The sequence below is a fragment of the Microbulbifer weihaiensis genome (genome assembly GCF_048323715.1).
Classification (GTDB): Bacteria; Pseudomonadota; Gammaproteobacteria; order Pseudomonadales; family Cellvibrionaceae; genus Microbulbifer.
In genome coordinates, this window is sequence record NZ_JBLWFL010000017.1 from 77,329 (window position 1) to 91,796 (window position 14,468).

Genomic DNA, 14,468 nt, shown 5'->3' on the forward strand with positions numbered 1-14,468 from the left:
TCCCCCTTATTCGCCGCGCTTGCGCACATTGGCCATCAGGCCGGCGAGGCTCGCCGCCTTGGGCTTCACCAGCCAGAATTTGTTGAGGTAATCGTCGAGGTTTTCGAGCAATTCCTCACCCCAGGCACTGCCGGTCTCTGCGGTAAACTCTTCGATCACTTCGCGCAGGTGGCTCTGGTATTCCTCCAGCGCCTCGCTGCTGATGCGGCGCAGCTCGATCAACTCGTGGTTGCACTTGTCGAAGAAGTCGCGATCCATATCCAGTACGTAGGCGAAGCCACCAGTCATACCGGCACCGAAATTGACCCCGGTCTTGCCGAGCACGGCAACCATACCGCCGGTCATATACTCACAGCAGTGGTCACCGGCACCCTCGACAACCGCAAAGGCGCCGGAGTTACGCACCGCAAACCGCTCGCCGGCACAACCGGACGCGAACAGTTTGCCGCCAGTAGCGCCGTACAGGCAGGTATTGCCGACAATGCTAGTTTCCTCGGAAGCGAACGCGCTTTCGCGGGGCGGTCGGATCACCAGCTTGCCGCCGGCCATACCCTTGCCCACGTAGTCGTTGGCATCGCCTTCCAGGTACATCTCCAGGCCGCCGGCATTCCACACCCCGAACGACTGGCCGGCAACGCCGGTCAGGTTCAGCTTGATTGGCGCATCGGCCATACCCTGGTTGCCGTGGCGTTTGGCAATTTCACCGGAGAGGCGCGCACCTATGGAGCGGTCGCAGTTGGTGAGCTTGTAGGTGTACTCGCCGCCGGACAGGTTTTCGATTGCGGGAAGAATCTCTTCCACCATGCGCTCGGCCAGCAGGCCTTTGTCCCAGGGCTCGTTTCTCGGTTGCTGACAGGTCTGCGGCTTGCTGTCGAGCAGCGCATCAGTGTGCAGCAGCGGAGACAGGTCCAGGGTTTTCTGCTTGCTGGTGCTACCTTCCAGTGTTTCCAGAAGGTCTACGCGGCCGACCAGCTCGTCGAGGCTGCGGATACCCAGGCTCGCCATCCACTCGCGGGTTTCCTCGGCCACGAACTTGAAGAAGTTCATCGCCATTTCCACGGTGCCGATGTAGTGCTCGTCTCGCAGATCCTTGTTCTGGGTCGCGACACCGGTGGCACAGTTGTTCAGGTGGCAGATGCGCAGGTATTTACAGCCCAGCGCCACCATCGGCGCGGTACCGAAACCGAAACTTTCCGCCCCGAGAATCGCTGCCTTGATTACGTCGAGACCGGACTTGAGACCGCCATCGGTCTGCACCCGCACTTTGCCGCGCAGGTCGTTGGCGCGCAGGGTCTGGTGGGTTTCCGCCAGGCCCAGCTCCCATGGGGAACCGGCATAGCGAATCGAGGTAATCGGGCTCGCGGCGGTGCCGCCGTCGTAACCGGAAATGGTAATCAGATCCGCGTAGGCCTTGGCCACGCCTGCGGCGATGGTGCCAACGCCAGGGCGGGATACCAGCTTCACGGAAACCAGCGCATCCGGGTTGACCTGCTTGAGGTCATAGATCAGCTGCGCCAGATCCTCGATCGAGTAGATATCGTGGTGTGGCGGCGGCGAGATCAGGGTCACGCCGGGCACGGAGTAGCGCAGGCGCGCGATCAGGTCGTTGACCTTGCCGCCCGGCAGCTGGCCGCCCTCACCGGGCTTGGCACCCTGGGCAACCTTGATCTGCAGTACCTCGGCATTGACCAGATAGTGCGGGGTCACACCAAAGCGGCCGGAAGCGATCTGCTTGATCTTCGATACCTTGTCGGTACCGAAGCGCGCGGGATCCTCACCGCCCTCACCACTGTTGGAGCGCCCACCCAAGCGGTTCATGGCCTGGGCCAGAGACTCGTGCGCCTCCGGCGATAGTGCGCCGAGGGACATGGCAGCGGAGTCGAAACGGCGCAGGATATTTTCCACCGGTTCCACTTCGTCCAGCGGAATTGGCTGTACATCTTTTTTCAGCGCGAGCAAATCGCGCAGGGTGGCCACCGGGCGCTGGTTGACCAGGGTCGCGTAATCGCGCCAGGCCCCATAGTCGCCGGAGCGCACCGCCTGCTGCAGTGCCTGCACCACATCCGGGTTGAACGCGTGGTATTCCTCACCATAGACGAACTTGTGCAGGCCGCCGGGGGACACTTTCTTGCGCGGCTTCCAGGCAAGCTGTGCGCGCGCACGCATATCGTCTTCCAGCTCCTTGAAGCCAGCGCCCAACACACGGGCCGGCGCTTCCGGGAAACAGAGATCAATCACGTCCTGGGACAGGCCCACAAGCTCAAACAGCAAGGCGCCGCGGTAAGACGCAATGGTGGAAATGCCCATCTTCGACAGGATCTTGAGCAGTCCCTTGATGATGCCATTGCGGTAGTTTTTCTGGGCGGTAGCCGCATCCAGCAACAATTCACCAGTTTCGATCAGGTGGTTGATGATGCTGTAGGAGAAATACGGATGCACCGCCGTGGCACCGACGCCGAGCAGGCACGCCAGCTGGTGCGAATCCCGCGCGGTTGCGGTATCCACCACGATATTTGAATCGCAACGCAGGCCCGCGTACACCAAGTGGTGATGCACGGCACCGGTGGCGAGAAGGGCATCGATCGGCAGCTTGTTTTCACTGATGCCACGATCAGACAGCACCACAATTACAGTGCCTTCCTTGCGCACGGAGTCGGCAACATCACTGCACAATTTTTCGATCGCTGATTTCAGATCCTGCTGCGCGGGGTCGTAATTCAGGTCGAAAACCCTGGCCTTGAACTCTTCGCGCCCCAGATCCAGCAGCGCGGTGTACTTCATATGTGACAGCACTGGCGACGAGAGAATGACGCGGTCACCGTGCTCGGGCGTTTCCTCGAATACGGATTTCTCACGGCCCAGGCAGGTCTCCAGGGACATGACGATGGTTTCCCGCAGGGGATCGATCGGCGGGTTGGTCACCTGGGCAAACTGCTGGCGGAAAAAGTCGTACAGGCAACGGTTGCCCTGAGACAGTACCGCCATCGGCGTATCGTCACCCATGGAGCCCACCGCCTCCTGGCCGGATTCGGCCAGCGGGCGCACGACCTGATCGCGCTCCTCCAGTGAGGAACTGAACAGCTTCTGGTAAACCTTGAACTGCTCGAAGGAGAAGTTGTTGTCCACCGGTGCCGTGACCAGGGTGGAACGGATACGGCGGGCCTTGTTCTTCAGCCACTGCTTGTAGGGGTGGGCTTTTTTCAGCGCATTGTCCACATCGGCGGTATGGCGCAACTCGCCCGTGAGCGTATCGACAGAAAGGATCTGACCGGGCCCGAGGCGTCCCTTGGCAACGACATCGGCCGGGTCGTACTGGTAAGTACCCACTTCCGAGGCCACCGTAATGAAATCGTCTTTGGTGATCACCCAGCGCGAAGGACGCAGGCCATTGCGGTCGAGGGTACACACCGCATAGCGGCCGTCCGTCAGTACCAGGCCAGCCGGGCCGTCCCACGGTTCCATGTGCATGGAGTTGTACTCGTAAAACGCACGCAGCTCGGAATCCATGGTGTCCACGTTCTGCCAGGCCGGTGGCACCAGCATGCGAATCGCGCGGTGCATATCCATGCCGCCGGCCATCAGCATTTCCAGCATGTTATCGAGACTGGAAGAGTCGGAGCCGGTGCGGTTTACCAGCGGCGCCAGCTCAGCCAGTTCCGGGAGCAGCTCGGAATTGAACTTTGGCGTACGCGCTACGGACCAGTTGCGGTTGCCGGTGATGGTGTTGATCTCACCATTGTGCGCCAGCATGCGGAACGGCTGCGCCAGCGGCCAGCGCGGCATGGTGTTGGTGGAAAAGCGCTGGTGGAATACACAGATCGCCGTCTCCAGGGACGCATCGGCGAGATCCGGGAAAAATTTCGGCAGATCCGCCGGCATCATCAGTCCCTTGTAGGACAGCACCGCGGTCGACAGGCTGGCGATGTAAGCGCCTTCTGCCAATTGCTGTTCCGCCTTGCGGCGAACCACAAACAGGCGCGCATTGAATTTCTGCTCGCCCAGCGGCTGCTCGGCATCGTTAATCAGCAATTGCTCAAAACGCGGCAGGGACTCCCGCGCAATAGGACCAAGACATTCGGCATTGGTTGGCACCGGGCGCCAGCCGGCGACCCTCAGGCCCTGCGCCGCGACTTCACGCTCGAGAATAGCGCGGGCAGCCGCAGCTTCGTTCTCATCCAGCGGCAACATCAGCGAGCCGACAGCGTATCTGTCGGTCAACTCGCCGCCAAAGGCATCCTTTGCCGCCTTGCGCAGAAATGCATCCGGCTTCTGCAGCAAGAGGCCGCAGCCATCACCGGTTTTGCCATCGGCGGCAATACCACCGCGGTGAGTCATACAGGTCAGCGACTCAATCGCCGTCTGCAGCAACTTGTGGCTGGTCTTGCCTTTCAGATGGGCAATCAGACCAAAGCCACAGTTATCTTTGAACTCATCCAATCGATACAGACCGCTACCCATAGAATTCCTCAAAGTGTTATTGCTACCCCTTCCTGAGAAAGGCCTCCGGGCCTTCTGTGCTCAGCCCGCAGGCTGGCTCAGGGGGTATATTTATCTACTTTCGAGCCAAATTTGCCGCAGCTTCCACTGAAATTTCCATAGTCCAGTGACAAAAAAAGCCCGCTTGCGGGGCTTTGTTTTTGCACATTTTTTATGTGCCTGCGTTTGTTGTTATCAGCTCACTTCCCCGGCTTTTACCAGGGGGGCGCGCAATATTACTAGCCACCCCCTGCGATTGCAAGATTTGGCAGTTTTTTTCGCTGTAAGCAACACAAAAAACCGATTTATCTTCTTCATTCGCAACGCTCTGTCAAAGAATCCTCAGCAGGGTCAATTTGACGCCAAGCCATCACTTTGCACCGCACTTTTGCAAGGTTTCTATCAGCAGCGGTTTTGGCGTATCGGAAACAATATGCGCATCGCCAAGCGCACGCAGCAGCACCAGCCGCAGCTGTCCATTCTGCACTTTCTTATCCACAGCCATGGCCTGCAGGTAATCCTCCACCGTCATGTCTGCCGGGGACGCGAGCGGCAGGTTGGCGCGCTCAAGCAAACGCCGCAGACGCTGTACATCTTCCACTGATATCCAGTCGCGCAGGCAGGAAAGCTCGGCCGCCATCACCATCCCGGCAGCCACCGCCTCACCGTGCAGCCAGTTGCCGTAGCCCTGGACAGCCTCAATCGCATGACCAAAGGTATGCCCAAAATTCAGGATCGCCCGACGTCCAGACTCCCGTTCATCGTCGGCAACAACCTCGGCTTTGCTCGCACAGCTTTTCTCAATCGCGTAAGCCAGAGCTACAGGGTCGCGTGCCAGCAGGCGATCCATATTTTCTTCGAGCCAGGTGAAAAAAGGCGCGTCGCAGATCATGCCGTACTTAATGACTTCCGCGATGCCGGCGGAGAGTTCTCGATCGGGCAATGTGGTCAGGGTATCTATGTCCACCAACACCAGCTGCGGTTGGTAGAAAGCCCCGATCATGTTTTTCCCAAGGGGATGATTCACCCCGGTTTTACCGCCCACAGAGGAGTCCACCTGGGAGAGCAGCGTGGTCGGCACCTGGATGAAGTCCACTCCACGCTGGTAACAGGCGGCGGCAAAGCCACTCATGTCACCAACGACGCCGCCACCGAGGGCGATGATGGTGGTTCCGCGATCATGGCGGTTGTGCAGAAGGGTATCGAAGATTCGATTGACCGTATCCAGCGTCTTGAACGCCTCTCCATCGGGCAGCTCGATACTGTCTACCCGATCCAGGCCGGAAAGGCTCTGGAGTATGCGCTCCAGATACAGTGGCGCGATGGTTTCATTGGTCACCACGAGCGCCTGGCGTCCGCGGATATAGGGCAGGATGTGCTCCGGCGATGCAATCAGGCCGGAACCGATAAGAATCGGGTAGCTGCGCTCCCCGAGATCGACGTTGAGACTGTGCATGGCAACTCCCTTACTTGCACGTTTATGCTCAAAGGAAGCACTCTAACACAGCCGGAGAGCGTGTTGCTGATCGGAGGAGGTAGTGCGCCCGCTCAGGGAGAAAGGGTACTGCCCAGCAGATGCTCCGCGACCATCTGTGCAGCCTGCTTCGGCGTGCAGTCGTCGGTGTCACACACAAGGTCAGCAACCTCCCGATAGTACTGCTCCCGCTGCTGAAGTATCTCCTGCAACTTCGCCCGGGGGTCGTCCACCTGCAACAGGGGGCGATTGCTGTTTTTGGCCGTTCGCTCCACTAGCTGATCGAGGCTGGCACTCAGGTAAACCACCAGACCACTGTTAATCAGCAGCTGGCGATTTTCCGGTAACAACACGATCCCACCACCCGTAGCGATGACCTGGGGTAAACCATTGCAAAGATCCAACAGCACATCGTGCTCGCGCCGGCGAAATCCAGCTTCCCCTTCAACATCAAATATCCAGGGTATATCGGCGCCGGTGCGCTCTTCGAGCACCTTGTCTGAATCGGCAAATGGCAGCTGCAATTGCGCTGCCAGCAATTTACCGATGGTGGATTTGCCGGCCCCCATGGGGCCGACTAAAAAGATGGGCTGACTGATCACTTGCTGAAGGACAAGAAATCGTCCTGCATGATGCGTGGGGTGATGAAAATCAGCATCTCCCGCTTGTCATCCTGCCGCGTGGTGGTCTTGAACAGGTGGCCCAGGTAGGGGATATCGCCGAGGAACGGGATCTTGGTTTCACCTTCGATCACCGTATTCTCGAAAATACCACCGAGCACGATCGTTTCACCATTGCGCACCAGGACTTTGGTCTGCAGCGAGTTCACGTTGATCGTGGGAATACCGGTGGTGCCCGCGAGCTGACCGATGCTGTCCTGATTAATATTCAGGGCCATGATGATGTTGTCATCCGGGGTAATCTGCGGCGTCACGTTCAGCTGCAGCACGGCTTCGCGGAAGGTAACGGAAGCCGCACCGGAAGAAGTCGCTTCCAGATACGGAATCTCCACACCAGACTGGATATTGGCTTCCTGCTTATCGCCGGTAACCACCTTCGGCTGGGACACGATTTCGGCCTTGCCAACATCTTCCAGTGCCGACAGCTCAAGGCCCACAAAGAAGTTATTCTTCAGGATCGAGTAGGCAATGTTACCGGCCGGATTATTCACGCCGAGGTCCACCAGCAAGGTGTCGTTCAGGCTGGGAGTCCAGACGTCGACTTCTACTTCGTTGCCCGCCGCATCGGTAAAGGTTTCCTCGGTGCGGTTGTCCTCAAGCCCGAAAGAGCCATCCAGGGAGCCGGTGCCCTCGCCGATACCACCGTGGTACTCGTGGTGTTCACCGTAGTTCCAGCGCACACCGAATTCTTTCAGGAAATCGGTATTCGCATTGACGATACGCGCTTCGATCATGACCTGGCGAATCGGGATATCGATCGCGGAAATCAGCTCGCGGAACTGCGCAATCTTCTCTTCGGTATCGGTCAAAATAATGGTGTTGGTACGTTCATCCACGATGGCACTGCCGCGCGTAGACAGGATGCTGCGCTGATCCTGATCATCGCGACCACCGGCAAAATTGCCGCGGCCACCACCGCCACCACCTTGCTGGTCACCAGAGAACAGGGTGAACAGTTCACGCGCGTCGGCGTAGCGAACCTGAATGTATTCGGTGCGCAGCGGCGCCAGTTCTTCCAACTGCTTGCGGGTCTCGAGTTCCTGGCGTTCGCGCTCGGCAATTTCTGCCGCAGGCGCCACCATGATCACGTTGCCCTCCTGGCGCTTGTCCAGGCCCTTGGCTTTCAAGATCAGCTCCAGCGCCTGGTCCCAGGGCACACCGTCGAGACGCAGGGTAATGCGGCCTTCAACGGTATCACTGGCCACCAGGTTCAGGTCGGTGAAGTCAGCAATCAACTGCAGCACCGAGCGCACCTCGATGTCCTGGAAATTCAGGGACAGCTTCTCGCCAGTAAATGCGAACTCTTTCTGCTTTTCCCGCACTTCGGCAACGGTCAGAGGTTTGACGCTGAGGACATACTGGTCATCGGCCTGATACGCCAGGTAGTCATACTCACCATCGTGGGGATCGACAGAAATTACCGTGTTGCGGCCATCGTAATCCACCGCGATAGAGTTGACCGGGGTGGCGAAGTCCGTGACATCCAGGCGTTGGCGCAAAGAAGGGGGTAATTCCGCACCGAGGAAGGTCAGAACAATCTTGCCCTTGGTGCGCTCAACGTCAATGTTCACTGCGGGGTCGGTCAGGCTCACGATCAACTTGCCTTCACCGCCTTCGCCGCGACGAAAATCAACATTGTTGATCGCGACATTGTTGGCCGCCTTGAATCGTGCGTTACCGCCCACATTGGTGCTGCTGTGCACCGGGGCTGCAGCCACGGCCGCGGTGGCTGCGGTATCCGCACCCACTTCCAAAACAACCTGGTTTCCCACGCGCTCGCTGGTGTATACCGGCAGTTCGTCCAGGTTAATTATCAGGCGGGTACGGTCTTCCCCGGAAACAATCACCGCGCTGCGTGCAGCACCGATATCCAGGGAGTACTTTTTCTGCGGCAGAACGCTCTCGACGCCGGCGAAATCCATGACGATTCTGGCCGGTTGCTCGATGGTGTATCCGGTGGGCTCAGGAGGCACATCACTGAAAGTGAGGCGCAATTGCAGCCTGCTGCCAGGCAGTTCGGAAAATTGTATATCGTTCAACTGACTGGCAAATGCCGGCACAGCCAAAATCAACAACAGTAACCCCGAGAACAGCGCTTTTGCACGCTGCATACTCCTGGCGGCGCACGCCATTACTTTGGCGAGTTGCGTGGTAATCATTTTAGTTGTCCTTCTCTTCCAAAGTCAGTGCCCGCGGCCGTTCAATCCAGCCACCGGTGCCATCCGGCACAATTTCCAGTACATCGATCTGAGACGATGAGGCGTTGACTACACGCCCGTGATTTTTGCCCAGGTAATTTCCAATGGTGATGCGGTGAATGCCACCCTCACCATCATTCACCAGCGCCCACAATTGGCCACTGCGAGAAAGTGTGCCCACCATGGAGAGCGCATCAAACGGAAAACGCTCCAGCAACTCTTTTTGCCGGTTTACATCCGGCGCCACGTCCAGCTTGCGTCCAACCAGACGCTGCTCAGCCTCCAGTACGGGACGGATGAACGGACTGCGCAAGGCAGCCGCGCTGTATACATAGGGGCTGTAAGGGGTAAAGGTTGGGATCGGCTCAATTTGACCTTTCGGCTTGTGCTTCACGGCAGCGATTTTCTGGCGCAGGTCACCGTGATTGCCGTCGAGACTACACCCGGCCAAAGCCAAAATTACAGCTGTCAGAGCGAAGTACTTGTTCATCCTTCTCCTCCCTGATCTTTGTAACGATAGGTCTTTGCATTTACGACCATGTTCAGCAGGGCATTTCCGTCTTTACTTAACTGAATGTCGAAATCATGCAGGGTCACAATACGCGGCATGCCGGCAATACCACTGACAAAGGCACCAAATTCGTGGTACCCGCCCTGGACTTCAATACGAATTGGCAGCTCGATATAAAACTCGCCGACCTGTTCACCTTCCAGAGCCACTTTCTGGATGGTCAGGCCGCTGCCGCGGCCGAACTCATCGATATCTTCCAGCAGCCCCGGCACTTCGGTGTCTTTCGGCAGCTGCTTGAGAAGCGCGCCGAAGGTTTCTTCCATTTCCGCAAGCTGTTCTCTGTAGGCCTCCAGGTTGGCGGCCTCAAACGCCTTGCTTTCGAACTGGGTAAACAGCTCGCGCTCTTTGTTTTGCGCGAATTCGAGCTGGCTGTAACGATCCTTGATCATGAAGAAATAGCCACCGCCAACGAGCAGTGCCGCAATGACAACCAGCAATACGATTCTGCCAGCCAGGGGCCAAACCCCCACCCGGGAGAAATCGATATCATTGATATCCAGCTGATTCAGCTGCTTGAGAGTATCTTCCAGAGCCATCGTTACGCCCCCTCGCCCTTGCCATCGGCATCTTCCTGGCCCTCGGCTTTTTTGCGCTTGCTGACGTTTACCGTCATTTCAAACGCGCTCGCCTGCTCGCCGAATTCCGGCTTTGCAGTAACGCCGGTCAAGTTCGGCGATTCATACCATTCGGACTGATCCAGACTGCGCATGAACGAAGAAACGCGGTTATTGGACTCCGCGACACCGGAAATTTGCATCGTGTTGCCACTGCGCTTCAGGTGCGTCAGCCAGAGGCCTTCCGGCGCTGCGCGCACCATTTCGTCGAAGTAGCGCACCGACAGCGGGCGGTTGCCCTGCAATTCCTGAATCACGCGCATACGGTCAATCAGTTCCTGACGACGTTTTTTCAGATCCTTGATTTCCGCTACCTGCCGGTTCAAGGCGGTAATTTCGGATTGCAGTACCTGATTGCGCTCGTTTTGATTGGCAATCTGCGAATCGACGGTTTTCATCCACATAAACACGGAAAAACCAGCCGCAATCACCACCAGTGTCGCAACTTGCTGGAATTCTTTCTGCTTCTGCGCCCGGTATTCCTGGCGCCAGGGGAGTAGGTTTATCTTCGCCATGGTTAAAACTCCCTCTCGCGCATAGCCAGACCTGCAGCAATCATCAATGACGGCGCCTCACTGGCCAGCGCCTGGCGGTTGACCCGGGACGCCACGCTCATATCGCGGAACGGGTTTGCCACCATGGTCGGCTTGTTCAGTTTCTGGGCAACCAAATCGGCCAACCCCTCCATCGCCGACACACCGCCGCCGAGGAGGATGTAGTCAACGTCACTGTAGGAAGTCGATGAATAGAAAAACTGCAGGGAGCGCGTTACCTGTTGCACCACCGCGTCGCGGAAGGGCTCGAGAACTTCGGGGTAGTAGTCGTCCGGCAGGCCGCTGCCGCCCTGGCGCTTGGCCAGTGCAGCCTCTTCGGCGGACAGGCCGTAGCGACGCTGAATTTCATCCGTCAACTGGCGACCACCAAACAGCTGCTCACGGGTATACACAGTGCGCCCATCAACCATCACCGACAGCGCGCTCATCGTGGCACCGATATCGATCACCGCGACAACCAGTTGCTCCTGGGCGGGGAACTGATCCGCCAGCAGGCTGTAGGCACGCTCAATCGCGTAGGCCTCCACGTCGACAACGCCCGCCTTGAGCTCGGCCTCACCCAATGCCGATACTCGCTGGTCAACGGTTTCCGTGCGGCAGGCCGCCAGCAGAACCTCTACCTGCCCTTCGCCCCGTTCGGACGGCCCCTGAACCTCAAAGTCCAGGTTTACTTCATCCAAGGGGTAGGGAATGTATTGATCCGCCTCCAGTGCGATCGCCGCCTCCAGGGCATCATCGGAAAGGTCGGCGGACATTTCCAGGGTCTTGGTAATGACCGCGGAGCCGGATACAGCCACGGCTGCCTGGCGCAGGCGGGTCTTGGAGCGGCGAACCACCTTGCGAATGGCTTCGGCCGTAGCGGCAATATCGTTGATATTCTTATCCACTACCGCATTCGGAGGCAGGGGCTCAGTCGCATAGCTTTCTACCCGGTATTTGTCGCCACTGCGACTCAGTTCAAGCAACTTTACCGAGGTAGAGCTAATATCGAGCCCAAGCATGGCTTTTGGGCCTTTATTGAGAAAAGGGAGCATCCCCATTTTTCTTATCTTTTCCGTGGGTTATGGAGGTTTGATGGTATAGCACTTTAAATTACCGTCGCAACCGCCTTTTGCATAGGTATCAGTGCACATTATTCGTATAATTGTCGAACAGCTCCGTCATAATTGATCAATTCGCGCACTAAACAGAAGCTTTTTCATGACTCACAAAGTCCGCAACCGCCTGCTGTCACTGTTGTGGCTCGCCCTGGCCGGCACCGCCGGCACCGCCATGGCCTTCGCCAGTATTTATATGTACCTGAAGCCGGGTTTACCCTCCGTGGAAACCCTGCGCGATATCCGCCTGCAGACCCCGCTGCGCATATATTCCACCGATATGAAGCTGATCGGCGAATTCGGCGAGAAGCGGCGCAGCCCCATCACCATCGAGCAGACCCCGGACATGTTCATCAAGGCGATACTCGCCGCGGAAGATGACGGCTTCTATTCCCACAACGGCGTCTCGATCAAGGGCCTCATGCGCGCTGCGCGCCAGCTCGCTCAGAGCGGATCCATTCAGTCCGGCGGCAGTACGCTTACCATGCAGGTAGCACGGAACTTCTTCCTGAGCCGGGAGCAGCGGTTTATCCGCAAATTCAACGAAATCCTGCTGTCCCTGCAAATCGAGCAGGAACTCAGCAAAGATGAAATCCTCGCGCTCTACATCAACAAGATCTTCCTCGGCAACCGCGCGTACGGTTTCCAGGCGGCGGCCCAGGTGTACTACGGCAAGGACATCAACGACCTGAACCTGGCCCAGTGGGCCATGATGGCGGGCCTGCCGAAGGCGCCCTCCACCTACAACCCGATCGCCAATCCGTCCCGCGCCCTGGTGCGCCGCAACTGGATCCTCAAGCGCATGCTTGAGCTGGGACATATTTCCCAGGATGAGTACAAAAATTCGATTACCGCCCCTGTAACCGCCCGCTACCACGGCCGCGACCTGGATCTGAGCGCGCCTTACGTGGCGGAAATGGCCCGCAAGGAGGCCGTAGAGTTATTTGGCGATGCCGCCTATACCGATGGCTACCAGGTCATCACCACAGTCGACAGCCGCCTGCAGAATGCCGCGCGCGAGGCCCTGCAGCACGGCCTTGAGACGTACGACAGTCGCCACGGCTATCGCGGTCCGGAGCAGCGCCTCGACCCAGCCCTGCTGACGGACAATGACCAGCTGGTTGATCTGCTGAATGAAATCCCGGTGCTCGGCGGACTCGAGCCCGCGGTAGTTACCTCAGTCGCGGAGAAAAGCCTCAACGTGCAGTTGCGCGATCGCCGGGTGGTGGAGATCCCGTGGGAGAATGGCCTTAGCAGCATTCGCCCGTATATTTCCGAGAATGCGCGCGGACCGAAACTGACCAGAGCTGACGAAATGTTCGCCGCCGGCGACGTGGTGCGCCTGCGCCGCGTGGTGGTATCTGCCGAAGAACTCGCAGCACAGCAGCAGCAAGAGCGCGAGCAGGCCGCCCAGGAACTGGCGGAAAACCTCGCCCCCGGCACCGATCCGTTTGCGGAATCTGACGCGCTCGCCGCGACTGAAAATGACGACCCGCCGGTGCCACAACCGCGGGAAGAGTGGCACCTGGCCCAGGTGCCCAGCGCCCAGGGCGCACTGGTATCCCTGGCACCGGAAGACGGCGCCATACGCGCGCTTGTCGGCGGCTACGATTTCCGCCAGAGCCACTTCAACCGAGTAACCCAGGCCGCTCGACAGCCGGGTTCGAGCTTCAAGCCGTTTATCTATTCCGCGGCGCTCGAGAATGGCTATACCGCCGCCAGCATCATAAATGACGCGCCTATCGTCTTTGAGCAGACCAACCTGGAAGACGTGTGGCGCCCGGAAAACGATGGCGGCACCTTCCTCGGGCCGACCCGACTCCGCAAAGCCCTGTACATGTCACGTAACATGGTCTCCATCCGGCTGCTGCAGGCACTGGGCATTGACCGAGCACTGACGTTTGCCGAAGGTTTCGGATTCGAGCGCAGCAAGCTGGCCCGCAACCTGTCGATTGCACTGGGCAGCTCCGCACTGACACCGCTGGAAATGGTGCGTGGCTACGCGGCATTCGCCAACGGCGGTTTCCGGGTCGAGCCCTACCTGGTCAATCAGGTACTCGATGTGCACGGCGAAGTTGTCTACAGGGCGCTGCCGCTGGCCGTCTGCGCGGATTGCCCGGAACTCGGCGAGGTTACCCAGCCGCAGGCCGAACCCATCGACCTTTCAGCGATACAGCAGGAGCAGCCGACGGACGACGAGCCACTGGAATTGCGTACACTGCCGGTAGCGCCCCTGCATGCGGGCGATCAGGCACGCCCACGCGCACCGAGGGCAATGTCAGCCGAAACCGCGTACATCATGGATTCGATGCTCAAGGACGTGATCAAGCGCGGCACGGGACGTAAGGCACTGGTAATGAAGCGGGGCGATATCGCGGGCAAAACCGGTACCACCAACGGCCCGCGCGATGCCTGGTTCTCGGGCTACAGCCCCTACCTGGCGACCAGTACCTGGGTAGGCTTTGATGACAATACCCCCATCGGCCGCAATGAGTATGGTGGCTCAGCCGCACTGCCCATCTGGATCGACTTTATGAGCAATGCGCTGGATGGATTGCCGGAGCGTCACCTCGCGCAACCGGACGATATCGTCACCATGCGCATTGACCCGCGCACCGGCCTGCGCACGTCGCGCGGTGGAATCTTCGAGATATTCCGCGCCGACCGGATTCCTGGTCGTGCCACTTATGGTAACTACCCGTCGATTTACTCTGACGGCCCGGCGGCACCAGCCGATGACAACGAGCAGGCGCAGGAAGCGATTCCAGAGGAGCTGTTCTAGTCGCGGATCGGCTCACACCAGC

General features: G+C 58.7%; 9 protein-coding genes. 1 reads left to right on the forward strand and 8 read right to left on the reverse strand.

Translation table 11 applies throughout. The annotated features are described in order from the left end of the window. Positions 1 to 6 precede the first annotated feature (6 nt). The 8 genes from gltB to ACNKU7_RS16045 all read right to left on the reverse strand — a co-directional run bounded on the left by gltB (position 7) and on the right by ACNKU7_RS16045 (position 11,607). Complete coding sequence (gltB, locus tag ACNKU7_RS16010) at positions 7 to 4,458, reverse strand: glutamate synthase large subunit (RefSeq protein WP_418298006.1); 4,452 nt, start codon at positions 4,456 to 4,458, stop codon at positions 7 to 9. A 388-nt stretch (positions 4,459 to 4,846) separates the two neighbouring features. Then, positions 4,847 to 5,932 (reverse strand): 3-dehydroquinate synthase, encoded by a 1,086-nt coding sequence (aroB, locus tag ACNKU7_RS16015; protein ID WP_418298007.1) that lies wholly within the window; start codon positions 5,930 to 5,932, stop codon positions 4,847 to 4,849. 92 nt (positions 5,933 to 6,024) lie between these two features. Beyond that, entirely contained in the window at positions 6,025 to 6,549 is a 525-nt protein-coding gene (gene aroK, locus ACNKU7_RS16020) for a shikimate kinase AroK (protein WP_418298034.1), read from the reverse strand. Then, positions 6,549 to 8,789 (reverse strand): type IV pilus secretin PilQ, encoded by a 2,241-nt coding sequence (gene pilQ / locus ACNKU7_RS16025; RefSeq protein ID WP_418298008.1) that lies wholly within the window; start codon positions 8,787 to 8,789, stop codon positions 6,549 to 6,551. Before pilQ ends, aroK begins: the two co-directional genes overlap by 1 nt. Before the next feature lies 1 nt (position 8,790). Beyond that, a complete protein-coding gene (locus ACNKU7_RS16030) occupies positions 8,791 to 9,318 on the reverse strand; it encodes a pilus assembly protein PilP (protein ID WP_418298009.1) in 528 nt (175 codons plus the stop codon). Beyond that, on the reverse strand, positions 9,315 to 9,935 hold the full coding sequence (locus ACNKU7_RS16035; protein ID WP_418298010.1) for a type IV pilus inner membrane component PilO: 621 nt from the start codon (positions 9,933 to 9,935) through the stop codon (positions 9,315 to 9,317). Before ACNKU7_RS16035 ends, ACNKU7_RS16030 begins: the two co-directional genes overlap by 4 nt. Positions 9,936 to 9,937: 2 nt before the next feature. Next, entirely contained in the window at positions 9,938 to 10,528 is a 591-nt protein-coding gene (locus ACNKU7_RS16040) for a PilN domain-containing protein (RefSeq protein WP_418298011.1), read from the reverse strand. 2 nt (positions 10,529 to 10,530) lie between these two features. Continuing rightward, positions 10,531 to 11,607 carry a pilus assembly protein PilM gene (locus tag ACNKU7_RS16045; protein ID WP_418298012.1) on the reverse strand — a complete coding sequence of 359 codons (1,077 nt, stop codon included), beginning with the start codon at positions 11,605 to 11,607 and terminating at the stop codon, positions 10,531 to 10,533. A 160-nt stretch (positions 11,608 to 11,767) separates the two neighbouring features. Between ACNKU7_RS16045 and ACNKU7_RS16050 the strand changes: the two genes are divergently transcribed. Further along, the gene (locus ACNKU7_RS16050; RefSeq protein WP_418298013.1) at positions 11,768 to 14,446 is read left to right on the forward strand and encodes a penicillin-binding protein 1A; all 2,679 of its coding nucleotides are present in this window, start codon (positions 11,768 to 11,770) and stop codon (positions 14,444 to 14,446) included. Positions 14,447 to 14,468: the final 22 nt, after the last annotated feature.